Genomic DNA, 16085 nt, shown 5'->3' with positions numbered 1-16085 from the left:
GAAATCATGCAGAAAACCGGCGATCCAACCTCCGTCGTCTGCTTCGGCGATTCCCTGACCTGGGGGTTCAAGCCCGGAGATCGGACGCGCTATGGGCATGACCAACGCTGGACGCGCCTTCTGCAGCGTGAATTGGGTGATGCGTTTTATGTCCTGGAAGAGGGCGTAAACGGTCGCACGACGGTGTTCGAGGATCCTGTCCGGGGGGACAAGAACGGTCTTGCTCACCTGGCAACCGTTCGCAAGACCCATATGCCGATCGACATTCTCGTGCTCATGCTGGGAACCAACGATCTTCAGTCCCGGTTCAACATGAGTGCAGGCGCGATTGGCTATGCCGTGGCGCGGCTGCTCGATTACGCCCGTACGCCGACAGACGATCCGGAAGGCAAGGCACCGAACATTCTCCTGATTTCGCCTCCGCCGCTGGGCGACTTTGCAGCCTCTCCCCTTGAGTCCATGTACTGTGAGAAGAGCGTTGCCGAATCCAGAAAACTCGCCGACGTCTATGCCGAGATCGCCAAGCAATATGGCGCGGCGTGCCTTGACGCAGGCTCAGTGGTCAGCGTCAGCGATGTGGATTCGGTTCATTGGGACGCAGAGATGCAGGCGCCATTCGCGAAGGCCGTTGCCGATGAAGTGCGGAAACTGGTGACCACCTAGAAGTCCGAGGTCAGGCCTTTGACTTCCCAATCGTCGTAGCGGGTTGGTTCAAGACCGCCACGGCCGTTGATCTCCTTGGGAAGGTCTTCCTGCTTCGCGTCGATGTCCTTGCGCCTCTCCTCGGCCTCCTGCAGAGCGCGCTGGGCCGCGGGTGGCAAGTCCTCGTAGCGGCGGACAGGTGCTTCCTCGATGTTCGCCGCAAGACTGGGGGCATCGGTGGCAAGCTTGAAGTCGAGGATCTTGGCGTCCGGTTTGGGAGCGTCAGGTGTCTGATCAGTGCTATCGGTCACGGGTTTCAACCTCCTGATTTGCTCGGTTTCGATCGCCAAAGCTTGCGCAAATGTCGGAACGACACCATTTCCTATTCAACAGGAGGCTATATAGGGCCTCGATCCCGAATGCAAAAACCTGGGCTTTAGTGGCGAGGTGAACAACACGATGAATTATTTCCGTACGGCGATGCTTCTGGCTGCCATGACGGCGCTCTTTATGGGCATTGGCTATATGATTGGCGGTCAGAGCGGCATGATGATCGCGCTGATGATCGCGGCCGCCATGAATGTGTTCAGCTACTGGAACTCCGACAAGATGGTGCTGAAAATGCACCATGCGCAGGAGGTGGATGAGCGCACGGCGCCGGAGCTGTTCCGGATGATACGGCAGCTCTCCGCAAATGCGGATCTGCCGATGCCGAAGGTCTATCTGATCAACAATCCGCAGCCGAACGCTTTTGCCACGGGCCGGAATCCGCAAAATGCCGCTGTTGCCGCGACGACCGGGCTTCTGGACATGCTGACGATGGAAGAAGTTGCGGGTGTGATGGCCCATGAGCTGGCCCACGTGAAGAACCATGACACGCTGATCATGACCATCACTGCGACCCTTGCTGGCGCCATTTCCATGCTTGGCAACTTTGCGTTCTTTTTCGGTGGCAACCGGGACAACAACAATCCGTTCGGTTTTGTCGGTGTGCTTGTGGCGATGATTGTTGCACCCATGGCGGCGATGCTGGTGCAAATGGCGATTTCCCGGACCCGTGAGTATGCGGCGGACCGGATGGGCGCCGAAATCTGCGGTCAGCCCCTATGGCTTGCCTCAGCGCTCAGCAAGATTGCCGGCGGTGTGGAGCGTATTCACAACCCGGACGCCGAGCACAATCAGGCGACGGCGCATATGTTCATCATCAACCCCTTGTCCGGTGAGCGGATGGACAATCTGTTCTCCACCCACCCGAACACGGCCAATCGGATCGCCGAGCTGCAGAAGCTTGCCAACGCAGGTCTTGGTGGCGGTGGATACGCACCTCGGCAAGAAGCTCCGCAACGGGCATCTCATGACGGTCCATGGGGCGGTGCACGTCAACCAAGCAAGCCCCAACGCCCGAAGGGGCCATGGGGCTAAGCCGCAGACCGGTCATAGGCGGCGAAAAGAAATGGCTTTCGCCCGCTGATCAAGCCTTTTACAATGCAGACCTTGCGCCGGGACCGGGAAACCGATCCCGGCGCTCATTTTTTCTTCAACCGCTTGAGAGTTCCCTTGTCGAACCTGACTGACCCAAACAAGAGGGTAAAACCCTCAGATTTCGCCGGAAAGCCCCAGACTCCTGGGTTTGCCGCCCGCAAGATTGCAGCGGATCTCCTCGGCAATGTGGTTCACAAGCGGCGTCCGCTGGACAATGAGCTTGATCTCAATTCCGGCCATTCCGGGTTTCGGGAGTTGGCCTTCAACGATCGTGCATTGGTGCGGGCGATCCTTGGTGTCTGTCTGAGGCATCGTGGCGAAATCGCTGAAATCATCGATCGACTCCTGGATCGACCCATTCCTGAAAAATCTGGCCGGGTCCTGGATATCCTGCATGTCGGCATTGCCCAGATGCTTTTCATGGAGGTGCCGGATCGTGCGGCGGTGTCTCTTGCAGTTGAAAACGCGTCCGCAGATCGACGTGCGCGTCCCTACAAGGGGCTGGTGAATGGTGTTCTACGGCGGCTCGGACGCGAGCGCGAGGCGCTGACGTCCGATCTCGACAGGGCTGCGCTGAACACGCCGGAGTGGCTGCTTGAGAGCTGGACACAAAGCTATGGTGCGGAAACAGCCAAGGCAATCGCAACAGCGCATCAGAGCGAAGCGGCACTGGATCTGACGATCAAGGATGGATCTTCAGAAGTATGGGCGGAAAAGCTCGGTGGAACAGTTGTTGGTGCAGGGTCGGTTCGTCTGGTCAAGAAGGGCGCGGTCGACAAGCTTGAAGGTTTCGAAGAGGGTGCCTGGTGGGTCCAGGATGCCGCAGCAGCGCTGCCCGCGAAGCTTCTCGGTGACCTCAGGGGCAAGCGCGTCGCAGATCTGTGCGCCGCTCCTGGTGGCAAGACGGCCCAGCTTGCAGCGGCCGGCGCCGAAGTGACCGCGGTCGATATCTCGAAGGGCCGACTGAAACGCGTAAGCGAAAACCTTTCACGGCTAAAGCTCTCGTCGGAAATCGTGACCTCGGACATCCGCGAGTGGGAACCAGAGGCGCCGTTCGATGCGATCCTGCTCGATGCGCCATGCAGTGCGACGGGAACGATCCGGCGTCATCCGGATGTGCCCTGGCTGAAGCAGCTCTATGATGTCGAGACTCTTTCGAAGATCCAGGGCGAACTTCTGCGCAGGGTAATCGGCTGGCTGAAACCCGGCGGTGTGCTGGTTTATTGCACCTGTTCGCTGGAGAAAGCGGAAGGCGAGGACCAGATTGCGAGCGTGCTCGCCGAAGTAGACGGAATTGAGCTGATCCCAGTCACAGCCGACGAGATTGGTGGCCTAGCCGCATCGGTGACTGAGGAGGGGTATCTCAGGACCCTGCCATGTCAGCCAGTCACGAAAGCTGGCGATGAAACCGGACTGGATGGCTTTTTCGCTGCGCGCATCAAGAGACTTTAACGGCACATAAACCGTTCCTGCGCAGATAATGGCAAGAAAATACTAACCTTAACGGTCAGTTGCCGTTCGACCCAGAGGACTTACCCATCCGCGCTCTTTGCCTCCCATATGGCGAAATGGTGCCGTGACCATGAGCGTTGCTTCTGAAAAGGGGCGCGTGTGGCGGCTTGCGGCCGGATACGCGTGGCAGCGCCTCCTGCGATGGCTTCATGGCGGTCCGTTCTTCCGGCTGCGACCTCAGCCGGGAACGCCCGCCCGTCTGCTGATTGCGCCTCAGGACCTGAGGACGGCGGATCAGACGAATGCGGCGGATATCTACGGTGGGCGGTTTCTCTTTTCCGGCTATCTCGTTGAAACGCATGGTGCATCGCCGTTTGAACTGGAGGGCGAGCACCCTGATTGGCAGCGTCAGTTGCACGGCTTTGCCTGGCTGCGAGACCTTCGTGCCGCCGACAGCCGGATCTCCCGCCAGAACGCGAGAGCACTGGTTGATGACTGGTTGAAGCATTCGGGTCGTTGGCATCAAATCGGCTGGGAAGCGCCGGTCGTGACCCGCCGGGTGATGTCTTGGCTGGCCCATTCGCCCTTCATTCTCGAAGATGGTGATCATGACTTCTACAATCGATTTTTGCGTTCGCTCTTGCGGCAGGTGCGATATCTGCGCCGAACCATCAATGAAACGCATGATGGCGTCGAAAGACTTCAGGCAGCGCTTGCCATCGCAGCGGCCTGTGTCTCCATGTCCGGCCAGGGACGCTTCGCGCGCCAGAGTATTCGCCGACTTGACCAGGAGCTTTTGCGCCAGATCCTGACCGACGGCGGGCATATTTCACGGAATCCGCGTGCCATCGTCGAAATTCTCGCCGATCTCCTGCCGGTTCGTCAGGCCTTCGTCGCCCAGGGCCTGGAGCTTCCGGCTGCGATGCTGCAGTCGGTTGACCGGATGATGCCGATGATGCGCTTCTTCCGCCATGGCGACGGTGCACTCGCGCATTTCAATGGTATGGGATCGACGCCAAATGATCTCATAGCCACGATCATGGCCTATGATGATGCGCGCGGCGCTCCGCCGATGAATGTGCCGCACACGGGCTATCAGCGCCTGTGTGGCGGTTCGTCGGTCGTTATCATGGATACGGGAAAACCGCCGCCGCTGGGCATCAGCGAAGACGCCCACGCGGGATGTCTTTCCTTTGAATTTTCGTCCGGGCTCAAGCGGATTATCGTGAATTGTGGCGTTTCGAGCCGCAGCAACGAGATGTGGCGCAAGGTCAGCCGGTCAACGGCGGCCCACTCCACGGCGACCATTGAGGACACATCGTCCTGCAGATTCTTGAGCGAGAGGCCGTTCGGGCGCTGGTTGGGCGCACCAATCGTTGCCGGGCCAAGACATGTGCCGGTTGAACGTGAGGATGACGCAGCGGGCGTTCGCGTGACGGCGTCCCACGATGGCTACCAGCAGCAATTCGGGATCGTTCATACGCGGGATATGCGGCTTTCGGGCGATGGTACCGTCCTGGACGGGATCGACAGTTTCCCGGTCAGCGCAAAGGTCGCCGAACCCGGCGATCAATTCGCTATTCGCTTTCATCTTCATCCGGCCATCAAACCGTCGTTGCTCCGGGGAGGAACGGCCGTTCTTCTCGTCTGCCGGGATGGCGAGGCTTGGGAATTCGATGCGCCCGGCACCGAGCTCGCCCTGGAAGAATCCATCTATCTTTCTGATGTTTACGGACATCGCAAGACCATGCAGATCGTCCTGTATGGACGTATTCGCGACAGTCAGTCATCTGCCTGGCAATTCCGCCGCACAGCGACTGCCAAACTCAGCCGCCGTGGATCCAGCGAGTTTGACGAGTTGGCGCGGACTGGCGAATTGCCGCTCGCTGATCCGGACGAAGATGTCTCGCCGGAGGTTGATCAGGAAATCGACCAGGGGTTGAATCAAGACGCGCAAGAGACCGCTCCAGACGTGGACCCCAAGGTTTAGGGCACGGCGGTGGCTTCCCTCTTGGGGCCATTTCTCGTTCTTTGCCGTCGTGGCTTTTGATTTGGGCGCAATCGTGTTAGGGCGACGCCAACTTCCCCGGATCGTCCCAACCGCGAGGCAATTTCAATGGCCATTGTGTCCAAGAGCGTCCCTGTTCCTCCGCTTGTTCCCGTCAAACGGGCTCTTCTTTCCGTCTTTGACAAGACAGGCCTTGTCGACTTTGCCAAGGCCCTGTCCGAGCGTGGCGTCGAGTTGGTCTCCACGGGCGGATCCTACAAGGCGCTGAAGGATGCCGGCCTCTCGGTGCTGGACATTTCCGAGGTGACCCAGTTTCCGGAAATCATGGACGGGCGCGTGAAAACGCTTCATCCGATGGTTCATGGTGGTTTGCTCTCCATTCGCGACGATGCTGAGCATCAGGCAGCGATGAGCGAGCATGGCATCACCGGCATCGATCTCTTCTGCGGCAATCTCTATCCGTTTGAAGATGTTGTCGCCAAGGGCGCTGACTATGCGACCGGTGTCGAGAACATCGACATTGGCGGCCCGGCGATGACCCGTGCAGCCGCCAAGAACCACGCCTATGTCACCGTTGTCACCGATCCGGCCGACTATGATCAGGTGATTGCCGAACTCGACAAGAACGATGGTCAGTCACCGATCGACCTGCGCAAGATGCTGGCGCTCAAGGCCTTTGCCCGTACCGCTGCCTATGATGCTGCTGTTTCCAACTGGCTGGCCGATCAGCTTGATGAAGCCACTCCGGCGCACCGGGCAGTTGGTGGCGAGCTGGCTGAAGTCATGCGTTATGGTGAAAACCCGCATCAGTCTGCCGGTTTCTACAAGACCGGTGAAAGTCGCCCGGGCGTTGCAACGGCTCGTCAGATCCAGGGCAAGACGCTGTCCTACAACAACATCAACGATACGGATGCGGCGTTCGAACTCGTCAGCGAATTTGATCCGGCTCGCACGTCTGCTGTTGCCATCATCAAACACGCCAACCCCTGCGGTGTTGCAGAAGGTGCAAGCCTGAAGGAAGCATATGAGCTGGCGCTGCGCTGCGATCCGGTATCTGCCTTTGGCGGTATTGTTGCCCTGAACCAGAAGCTCGATGCGGCTGCGGCGGAAGAGATCGTCAAGATCTTCACCGAAGTGATCATCGCACCGGAAGCTGATGAGGCGGCCATGGAGATCATCGCGGCGAAGAAGAACCTGCGTTTGCTTCTGACTGGCGGTCTCGCGGATGCCCGCTCCAAGGGCCTGTTCGTCAAGTCGGTTGCGGGCGGCCTGCTTGTTCAGTCCCGTGACAATGGTGTCGTTGATGATCTCGATCTGAAGGTGGTGACCAAGCGCGCGCCGAGTGAACAGGAACTCAGCGATCTGAAGTTTGCCTTCCGCGTTGCCAAGCACGTCAAGTCCAACGCTATCGTTTATGCCAAGGACGGTGCGACCGTCGGCGTCGGCGCCGGCCAGATGAGCCGTATCGACAGCGCGCGTATCGCGGCTCGCAAGGCACTGGATGCGACCGAGGCTGCTGGGCTTTCAGAAGCCTTGACCAAAGGCTGTGTGGTGGCTTCGGACGCCTTCTTCCCGTTTGCGGATGGCCTGCTGTCTGCCGCTGAAGCCGGCGCAACCGCTGTTATTCAACCCGGCGGCTCCATGCGCGATGACGACGTCATTGCCGCGGCAGATGAAGCGGGTCTTGCGATGGTCATGACCGGAATGCGTCACTTCCGTCACTAGACCCCTGCTAGCGGATCAGGACGAAGATCTGCATCCTGATTCTCCGGTTTTAAAGACGACGATTTTGTTCAGCCGGTTCGTTCTGCGATCCGGCTGAAAGTGTATTTGCGGGTGGCGTTTCAATCGACGCAGCGGCAGCTTTCGCAAACTTCATTATTCGACCTTTGACCACCGTAATTTTGTCAGGTCGAAGGTCTTTTTTAATAAATGAATGGTGCAGTGCAGAAGTGTTTACACCTCATAGTTTTATGGGCTCCTGAAAAACTTGCCGTGGGATTCCGGATACATGTTTCAAAAGGCACAGGTAACGACCAAGCTCGTCGCCGTCAGCATCGCGGCGCTTGCCGCTGTACTGGTCGCAGGCATTGGCTTCATCAGTTGGAATGCGTCCCAGGTGACGCAGAAGCTCACGGTGCACCAGGCAGAGGCCGTTGCGCGTGAACAGGCGGAGTATGTTCGCCGCACGATGGAAGAGGGCCTGACCGCGGCTCGTGGTTTTGCGTTCAGTCTCAATGGCTTGAAGAGTGCCGAAATGACCGACCGGGTGGCCTGGTCGTCGGTTGTCGAAGAGACGATGAAGTCGAACACGTCGCTTTCGGGCGCCTGGGCAGCGGTGATCAACAACGCGCTTGATGGCAAGGACGGAGACTTCAAGAACGCCGAGCTGCACGACGACACCGGCGAGTGGCGGCCGTACTACTACCGTCTTCCGGACGGCAATGTCGGGTTCCGGCCTCTCTCCGATCTGGACGACACGGAAGCCAGTAACTGGTTCAACGTTCCCTACAAGACCGGCAAGGACTATGTGACCGAGCCCTACAGCTGGGAAGCTGGCGGCAAGACGGTTTCCGGCGTGTCGTTTGGTATTCCGCTGCGTGATAGTACCGGTGTTATCGGGGTGGCTGGCGTAGACATCATGCTGACGCCGCTGGCAGAGACGCTGAACGGTTTGCATCCTTTGGAAACCGGATCGATCCACCTCTTGTCGCGCGACGGAAAATGGATTTCGCATTCTGACCCGACGCTTCTTGGCAAGGACTGGGCCGAGGGCCGCTCGCCCATCGACGCCGAACAGGCGAGCGCAGTGCTTAACGCCGTCAAAACCGCTCAGCCGTTCGAATACACGGGGTATTCCAACAGCTTGAACACAGATGTGCTGCGTATCATCACGCCAGTGGCGATTGGTGATGGCGCCGCGAGCATGTCGGTTGTGGTCAATGTGCCTGTTGCGACCCTGAACGCGGCATCGGCCGGCATTGTCTACACAATCATCGGGATCGGTCTTCTGCTCCTGATCGTCGTTGGCATGTCCATCTATTTCGTCGGCAACACGATTGTCCGTCGTCCGCTGGAGAAAGTTGTCGTCAGTATCCAGGGGCTGATGGACAAGCGGTATGATGAGCCAATCCCGGGTGCGGGCCGCCACGACGAAATCGGAAAGATCGCATCCGCCCTCGAGGTGTTCCGCGAGAAAGCCCAGGAAGCAGATATGCTTGCGCACGAGCAGGAACAGCAGCAGGAACAGCAGCTTGCCCGGGCCACGCAAATCAGGGGCCTGTCTGAGAGCTTTGACGCAAAGATTTCTCATTTGGTCCAGACTGTTCTTGCTCAGGTGTCTGACCTGAACGGTGCTGCAGTTGTTCTGACCAAAGGCGCCGATCACACCAGCTCACAGAGCACGATGGTTGCAGCCGCCTCCGAGGAGGCATCTTCCAATGTTGAGACCGTGGCCTCGGCTGCAGAAGAGCTGATGGCGTCTGTTGAAGAAATTCGCAGGCAGATGGGTCAGTCAGCGGAAATCGCCGGTCAGGCAGTGCAGCAGGCGCAAGACACCAACGCGAAGATCGAAGGCCTTGCGGAAGCGGCCAGCCGGATCAACGAAGTGGTGAAGTTGATCACCGATATTGCCGAGCAGACCAACCTGCTGGCTCTAAACGCGACCATTGAGGCGGCCCGTGCGGGCGAAGCCGGTCGCGGCTTTGCGGTCGTTGCAGCGGAGGTCAAGGAACTCGCGACCCAGACGGCAAAGGCGACTGATGAGATCTCGATGCAGATCCAGTCGGTGCAGAGTGAGACTGAAGGTGCGGTCGGCGCGATACAGGGGATCTCCCTGACCATCGAAAAGATGAACGAGATAGCGAACAGCATTCAAGGTTCCGTGGACCAGCAGGGTCAGGCGACGGAAGAAATCGCTCGCAACATCCAGGAAGCAGCCAACGGAACGCAGGATGTGGCGCGCAGCATCGTGACGGTGGCTTCCTCCGCCGATGAAACCGGCAGCACGGCCCGCCAGGTCAGCTCGGTGGCTGAAGTGCTTCAGAGTGAAGCCAGCAGCCTCAAGGACGAGGTCGACGGCTTCCTGGTGGGTGTCCGGTCCGCCGCGTAGGTTCCGATCTATCTTTGAGATGCCAGAATTTCGGGTGCCGCAGCGAACCTTCGTTGCGGCGCCTTTTTTGTTTTTATCGCAGTCTTGTTAGCAAAAATGCGCCGATCCCGAAGAAAATCAGGATCGCGGACATGCCGGCGGCCTGGCTGCCGGTGGCAACCGTCAGCAGGCTGACGGAGAGCGGTGCCAGAAAACTGGTGACCTTTCCGGAAAGCGCCAGAAGTCCGAAGAATTGCGAGATCTGTTCTTTCGGAGCGAGTTGGACCAGAAGGCTGCGCGAGGCGGCCTGAAGCGGTCCAGCGGCCGCGCCAATCAGGGCACCAAGGATGAGGAAAAGCTGTTCGGGGGCCGTTGCGAACATGCCGCCGCCTGCTGCGGGGGCAGCTGTCTTGATCACAAACAGGATTGTCGTCCGGTCGATCGAGATCAATCCGAGTCCGCAGACCGTCAGAATTGCGAGCGCGCCGAAAAGGACGGCTCTTGGTCCGTAACGATCGTCCAGTCGCCCACCGGCAATTGCTCCTATGGTGCCGGTAATGGTCAGAAGAATGCCAAAGGTGCCAATCTGGATCGAACCCCAGCCGAGTTGGCCGGCGGCGTAGATACCGCCAAAGGCGAAGAGGGCCACGAGGCCGTCCTTATAGGCCATGTTGGCCAGCAGAAACACAAACAGCGGCCGGTTGCGGCGAGCGTCACGAAGGCTGGCCAAAAGGTTGGCAAGGCCCACCCTGATCGCCGGGGCGAGGTTCGCCTTCTTCGGGGCGTCCGGAACAAAGAAAAACAGCGGCACCACGAAGACCACATACCACAGCGCCGAGAACGGCCCGGAAGCCCTGTCACCCTCGCGCATTGCGGGATTGAGCCCGAACATTGGGTCAAAGCCCAGCAGGGTTTTGCCACTCTCCGGGTTCGCTGCCAGAAAACCGAGGGCGATCACGAGGCTGACCAGTCCGCCCGCATAACCGGCGGCCCAGCCAGTGCCCGAGAGCCGGCCGACGCGGTTCGGCGGCACCAGATCCGTCATCATCGCGTTGTTGAAGACAGTGGCGAATTCGATAGCAAGTGTCGCGATGGCAAAACAGGCCAGGGCGACTGGAATTGCCGATGGATTTCCCGGCTCCGTATACCAGAGCGCCCAGCAGGCGAAGACAAAGGGCAGCGAGAAGACGAAGATCCAGGGCTTGCGGTGTCCGGTTGCATCGGCAATTGCCCCGAGAATGGGTGCGAGCAAGGCGATGGCGAGGCCCGCGCCTGCAGTCGCATAGCCCCAAAGGGCCTGACCCTCTGCCGGAGTACTGGCCAGGGCCGATGCGAAATAGGGCGCAAAGACGAAGGTCGTGACCAGCGTGAAGAACGGCTGCGCTGCCCAATCGAATAAGGCCCAGGAGGCGATCGCAAGGCGGCTCGCCGGGGCAGCCATTTGGGTCATTACATTTTCCGGAGCTTGAAGCGGACGACTGGCACACTGACTGCCAGCCGTCCTTCAGGTCAAGCCCGGATCAGCGTGTTGCCTCGGCGAGCAAACTTGCTGCAACGGAGAATTTGGAGACGGAGAGGTCGCCTTCCAGAATCTCGTTCACGGTCCGGGTCGTGCGCGCCACAGATTTCTCTTGGGTTGACAGCCAAGCCTGGAAGCTTCCACTTGCGATGGCCTGCACCGCGAGACTGCGATGGGCGGACGCCAGGGTCGAGCGTGCACGGTCGAGCGCAAGGCCGTCGTAATAGTCGGCGATGGAGAGTTCTCTGGCGAGTGCGTCCATTGCGCCGATGCGGAAATGCGCGGCAACCTCGAAAAAGGCCTTTGCGACGTCATCCAGCGGCGCCCCGGTCTCTTCCGCGACCAGGACGATGTCCGGGATTGCCGCTTCGATCGGCAGCCATGCCATACGTTTCGCAAGGTCTTTTGGCACTGCGTTTTCGATGTAACGTCCAATCACGCGTTCGACTTCTGCTGACTGCGCGTCGCTCAGGAGTTTGCCCAGTTGCGGACGCAGGTTCTTGATGCCGGTCCCAAAACGCTCAACCACATCGGAAATACCATCCGCAAAGGAGACGTTGCGCTTGAACCAGACCACTTGCTCGAGCAGCAGATCCTGCACACTGGAATAGAGCTCAAGCTGCAGCGCTCCGTCGATTGCGGTGTCGAGGGCATCGATCTCGGTGTTCAAGTCCGTGAGATCGAAGCTGTTGCGTACCGCAACGAAGCTTTGGGCGATATCAGACGCGGTGGCGCCGGTCTGATCCATGAGCCGGGTCAGGAACGTTGGTCCACCCCGGTTGATCATGGAATTGGCGAGCATTGTCGCGATGATCTCGCGGCGCAGGCGGTGGGTTGTTATTTCGTCGGAATAGTCGCTGGCCATCTGGTCCGGGAAGTAGCGGAACAGCTCACGCGCGAGGTACTCATCGTCTGGCACAGTGCTGGCAAGCAGGTCATCGTAGAGCGTGAGCTTGGCGTAGGCGAGCAGAACGCCAAGTTCTGCGCGGGTTAACGTCTGGCCAGCCTTGATCATCTCGGCGAGGGTCGAATTGTCCGGCAACTGCTCGACATGACGGTCAAGAAGGCCGGCCTGTTCGAGCTGGCGCATCATCCGCGCCTGGTAGCCAAGATCTTCCGGCCCGCGCCGTTCGGTCATCGAAATAGCGAGCGTTTGCAGATAGTTGTTCCGCAGAACCAGATCTGCGACTTCGTCCGTCATTTCGGCCAGGAGTTCGTTGCGCTGGGCAATGTCGAGCTTGTTTGCCTTCACCGCAGCACCGAGGGCGATCTTGATGTTCACTTCCATATCGGAAGAGTTCACGCCAGCGGAGTTGTCGATTGCGTCGGAGTTGCAGCGACCGCCCTTTTTGTGGAACTCGATCCGGGCAAGCTGTGTCAGGCCAAGGTTCGCGCCCTCACCGATGACTTTCGCGCCGACTTCCGGCGCGACGATGCGGATCGGATCATTGGCGCGGTCGCCTGCGTCCGCATCCGTTTCGGTGGTCGCACGGATATAGGTGCCAATGCCGCCGAACCAGAGCAGATCGACATTCATGCGCAGGATCGCGGTCATGACGGCTTGCGGGGTGGCACTGGCGTGGGAAATGCCGAGCAACGCCTGAATTTCAGCCGAAAGCGGAATGGATTTCGCCGATCGCGGGAAGATGCCGCCGCCCTTTGAGATCAGCGATGTGTCGTAATCCTTCCAGGACGAACGCCCGAGGTCGAACATGCGCTTGCGTTCGGTCCAGGTCTTCGCCGGGTCTGGATCGGGATCGATAAAGATATCGCGGTGATCGAAGGCTGCGACCAGCTTTGTTGTCTTGGACAACAACATGCCGTTGCCGAACACATCGCCGGACATGTCGCCGACACCTGCGGCCGTGAAGGGTTCGGTCTGGATGTCGCGGTTCATCTCGCGGAAGTGCCGCTTGACTGCTTCCCAGGCTCCACGGGCCGTGATGCCCATCTTCTTGTGATCGTAGCCGGCGGATCCACCAGAGGCGAAGGCGTCGCCGAGCCAGAAATCCCGGCCTTCCGAAATGGCGTTGGCTGTATCGGAGAAGGTTGCAGTGCCCTTGTCGGCGGCGACTACCAGATAAGGATCATCGCCATCGTAGCGCTGGACCTCAAGGGGCGGTTTTACCGCGTCGTCGACGAGATTGTCGGTCACATCAAGCAGGGCGTTGATGAAGATCTTGTAGCTTTCCGTGCCTTCCTGGAACCAGGCCTCACGGTTGCTCATGTCCGGGAGCATTTTCGGGACGAAACCGCCCTTTGCGCCCACCGGTACAATCACGGCATTCTTGACCTGCTGCGCCTTCACCAGGCCCAGAACTTCGGTGCGGAAATCCTGCGGGCGGTCGGACCAGCGCAGGCCGCCACGTGCGACCATGCCGAAGCGCAGATGCACGCCTTCGACGCGTGGGCTGTAGACGAAGATTTCCCGGAAAGGCCTAGGCTGCGGCAGCTCTTCGATCTTGCGGGAGTCGATCTTGAAGGCGAAGGTCGGTTTCGGTTTTCCGGCGCTGTCCAGCTGGAAGAAATTGGTGCGCAGGATGGAATCGATGGCGTTCTGGAAACGGCGCAGAATTCGGTCGTCATCCAGGCTGGTGACGGTATCCAGTGCGGCGGTGAGCTCGCTTTCCAGGCGGGCGGTGCCCAGGGTCCTGTCCTTGTCCTTGGCGGTGGGCAGGAACCTGAGGTGGAACAGCTCGACAAGCTTGGCGGCGATCTCCGGATAGTTGTTGAGCGTCGTCCACATGTAGTCTTCTGAAAAGCGAATCCCGGCTTGTCTGAGATACTTCGACAGGGACCGGACGATCGCGATATCACGCCAGGCAAGACCTGCCGTCAGAACGAGAGCATTGTAGCCATCGTTCTCGGCCTGGCCGGTCCAGATCGCCATGAACAGGCTTTCAAGCCGGTCCTGCAGATCTCCCTCGAGGACAATATCGCCGCTGCGGCTGGCCTCCAGCGTCATTTCGTGGAGATAGGACAGAGGCGCATCTGATGGGGTGATCCGATAGGTGCGCTCGTTGATCACCCGGAAGCCCATGTTTTCCAGAAGCGGCACGCGGGCGGACAGCGGGATCGGCGCGCCGCGGTTGAAGACCTTCAGGGACAGGCGTGTCGCCTTCGCACCGGTGGTGCGGAAGAAGGTGATCGCCGTTGCGCGCGCCTCGGACAGGGTTTCGATCTTGACCACATCGGACAGCGCCGTTTCAGCGTTGTAGACCTCCTTGTAGCCGCCATGGAAGGCGAGGGCGTAGCGGTCTGACAGATCGCGTGCCCGAACGGGATCGAAGCGCGCCTTCATGGCGTCGCGCAGGCTGTCCGGCCAGGTTCTGACCATGGACGCGACGGCACGCTCCAGCTCGTCCTGTTCCGGCTTGGGCGTCTCGCCCTTGTCGCGGCCAATGATGAAATGCACCCGCGCGAGCGGTCCTTCCATATAGGTCACATACCAGGCCGACAGGCGCCCTTCGTAGACCGACGCCAGATAGGTGCCAATGTTGAGGCGCACTTCCGTGGTGTAGCGGTCGCGCGGCACGAAACAGAGGATCGAGACATAGCGGTCGAAGCGATCGGCGCGGGACAGCACGCGGATGCGCGGCCTTTCGTCCAGCTGCAGGATCGTGATTGCAAAATCGAACAGCGTCTCGCGGTCGATCTGGAACAGTTCGTCCCGTGGGAAGCCTTCCATGACATTGGTCAGGGCACGTCCGGAATGGCTGTCCGGGTCATAGCCGGCCTTGGCCAGAACGCTGGCCGTCTTGCGGCGCAGGAAGGGGATCGTGCTGGTCGGCTCGGTATAAGCCGTTGATGTGAACAGGCCGACGATGCGCAGTTCGCCGTTCATCTTGCCGTCGGCGTCAAACAGTTTTGCGCCGACATATTCCATGTGGACGCGGCGGTGGACCTTGCTCTTCACATTTGCCTTTGCGATGATCAGCGGATCCGGCTTCATCAGGAATTCGCGGATTTCAGGGGTGATCTGCACGAATTCGGAACCGCGGCGCAGGACGCGCACGTCGGGATCTGCGAGCAGGCCCAATCCTGTGCCATCTTCGGGTGACAGGTTGCCTTCCTCGACGCCGTCTTCGAACGTGTATTCCCGCATTCCCAGGAGAATGAAGTTGTCGTTTGCCATCCACTCGAGGAAGTGGATCGCCTCCCAGAGTTCGTCGCTGCTGCCTTCAAGTTGCGCGGTCTTGTAGGTGTTGATCGCGGTCAGCAGACGCTTGTGCATCGGGGTCCAGTCCTGAACAGCGGATCTGACGTCCTTCAGCACCGCGTCGAGACGGGCTGCCAGCTCTTCGCGTGCTGCCTCCGAGTCGAGCCGCGTCACATGAATGTGGATCAGGCTCTCCTGATCTTCCTCGCGCGGAGCGCCCTTTTTCTTGCCGGTGGCGGAGATCAGGGCGCCGTCTGCGTTCCGCTCGACGTTGAAAATCGGATGGAGTACGAGATGGACTTCGAGGCGGCTGTCCTGCAACTCAGCCATGACCGAGTCCACAAGGAACGGCATGTTGTCGTTGACGATCTCGACGACCGTCAATTCCGTCGCCTTGTTGCCGTCTGCCTTGAAGGCCGGATTGGTCACGTCGACACGATGCGTGCCTCGAGGGTGCATCTGGAAGTCGGCGAAAGCGTGTTTCGCGAAGCCGATCAGCTCTGCCTGCGAATAGGTCACGAGATCTTCAGCCGCGCCGCGCGTGTAGAACTCCCGCGCGAAGTCCGCCAGAGCGGGATCCTCCTTCTGGAGGGTCTGGTGGATGGCTTCAATGAGCCCCATTTTTGCGACTTCTCTACTGTCCGGCATTTCCAACCCTTTCGAATCCGTATTCGACGGCTTTTCGTCATGCTAGCCTCAGAACATGAAGGGAAAACTTACAGATTTATACACT

9 protein-coding genes are annotated in these 16085 nt (G+C 59.5%); 6 read left to right on the top strand and 3 right to left on the bottom strand.

Annotated elements, in window-relative coordinates; genetic code table 11:
* Positions 1-6 precede the first annotated feature (6 nt).
* Entirely contained in the window at positions 7-663 is a 657-nt protein-coding gene (locus IG617_RS14380; protein ID WP_192109942.1) for an SGNH/GDSL hydrolase family protein, read from the top strand.
* Here IG617_RS14380 and IG617_RS21685 read toward each other — a convergent pair.
* Positions 660-854: a DUF1674 domain-containing protein gene (locus IG617_RS21685; RefSeq protein ID WP_338109993.1), complete on the bottom strand. Its 195-nt coding sequence runs from the start codon at positions 852-854 to the stop codon at positions 660-662. The two genes, IG617_RS14380 and IG617_RS21685, sit on opposite strands and share 4 nt — an antisense overlap.
* A gap of 247 nt (positions 855-1101) precedes the next feature.
* Here IG617_RS21685 and htpX point away from each other — a divergent pair, with 247 nt between their 5' ends.
* The 5 genes from htpX (at position 1102) to IG617_RS14350 (ending at position 9695) form a co-directional block, all read left to right on the top strand.
* Entirely contained in the window at positions 1102-2064 is a 963-nt protein-coding gene (htpX, locus tag IG617_RS14370) for a zinc metalloprotease HtpX (protein WP_192109941.1), read from the top strand.
* A gap of 63 nt (positions 2065-2127) precedes the next feature.
* A complete protein-coding gene (locus IG617_RS14365) occupies positions 2128-3576 on the top strand; it encodes an RsmB/NOP family class I SAM-dependent RNA methyltransferase (protein ID WP_192109940.1) in 1449 nt (482 codons plus the stop codon).
* Positions 3577-3706: 130 nt separating this feature from the next.
* The gene (locus IG617_RS14360) at positions 3707-5566 is read left to right on the top strand and encodes a heparinase II/III family protein (protein ID WP_192109939.1); all 1860 of its coding nucleotides are present in this window, start codon (positions 3707-3709) and stop codon (positions 5564-5566) included.
* Positions 5567-5692: 126 nt separating this feature from the next.
* Complete coding sequence (purH, locus tag IG617_RS14355) at positions 5693-7309, top strand: bifunctional phosphoribosylaminoimidazolecarboxamide formyltransferase/IMP cyclohydrolase (protein WP_192109938.1); 1617 nt, start codon at positions 5693-5695, stop codon at positions 7307-7309.
* 286 nt (positions 7310-7595) lie between these two features.
* Positions 7596-9695, top strand: a complete 2100-nt coding sequence (locus IG617_RS14350) for a methyl-accepting chemotaxis protein (protein WP_192109937.1) — start codon at positions 7596-7598, stop codon at positions 9693-9695.
* Between the two features lie 73 nt (positions 9696-9768).
* Here IG617_RS14350 and IG617_RS14345 read toward each other — a convergent pair whose 3' ends face one another.
* Positions 9769-11124, bottom strand: a complete 1356-nt coding sequence (locus IG617_RS14345; RefSeq protein ID WP_192109936.1) for an MFS transporter — start codon at positions 11122-11124, stop codon at positions 9769-9771.
* 70 nt (positions 11125-11194) lie between these two features.
* Positions 11195-16000: an NAD-glutamate dehydrogenase gene (locus IG617_RS14340; protein ID WP_192109935.1), complete on the bottom strand. Its 4806-nt coding sequence runs from the start codon at positions 15998-16000 to the stop codon at positions 11195-11197.
* Between the last annotated feature and the right edge of the window lie 85 nt (positions 16001-16085).

The sequence above is a fragment of the Roseibium polysiphoniae genome, assembly GCF_014842925.1.
Classification (GTDB): Bacteria; Pseudomonadota; Alphaproteobacteria; order Rhizobiales; family Stappiaceae; genus Roseibium; species Roseibium polysiphoniae.
Note: the sequence above shows the minus strand (reverse complement) of the source record. Positions and strands in the feature narration are given on the sequence as shown.

Excerpts from the sequence above, each read along its gene's own strand:
- IG617_RS14340 (WP_192109935.1), bottom strand. The coding sequence starts at position 16,000 with ATGCCGGACAGTAGAGAAGTCGCAAAAATGGGGCTCATTGAAGCCATC.
- purH (WP_192109938.1), top strand. The coding sequence starts at position 5,693 with ATGGCCATTGTGTCCAAGAGCGTCCCTGTTCCTCCGCTTGTTCCCGTC.
- IG617_RS14360 (WP_192109939.1), top strand. The coding sequence starts at position 3,707 with ATGAGCGTTGCTTCTGAAAAGGGGCGCGTGTGGCGGCTTGCGGCCGGA.
- IG617_RS14350 (WP_192109937.1), top strand. The coding sequence starts at position 7,596 with ATGTTTCAAAAGGCACAGGTAACGACCAAGCTCGTCGCCGTCAGCATC.
- IG617_RS14365 (WP_192109940.1), top strand. The coding sequence starts at position 2,128 with ATGCAGACCTTGCGCCGGGACCGGGAAACCGATCCCGGCGCTCATTTT.
- IG617_RS14380 (WP_192109942.1), top strand. The coding sequence starts at position 7 with ATGCAGAAAACCGGCGATCCAACCTCCGTCGTCTGCTTCGGCGATTCC.
- IG617_RS14345 (WP_192109936.1), bottom strand. The coding sequence starts at position 11,124 with ATGACCCAAATGGCTGCCCCGGCGAGCCGCCTTGCGATCGCCTCCTGG.
- htpX (WP_192109941.1), top strand. The coding sequence starts at position 1,102 with ATGAATTATTTCCGTACGGCGATGCTTCTGGCTGCCATGACGGCGCTC.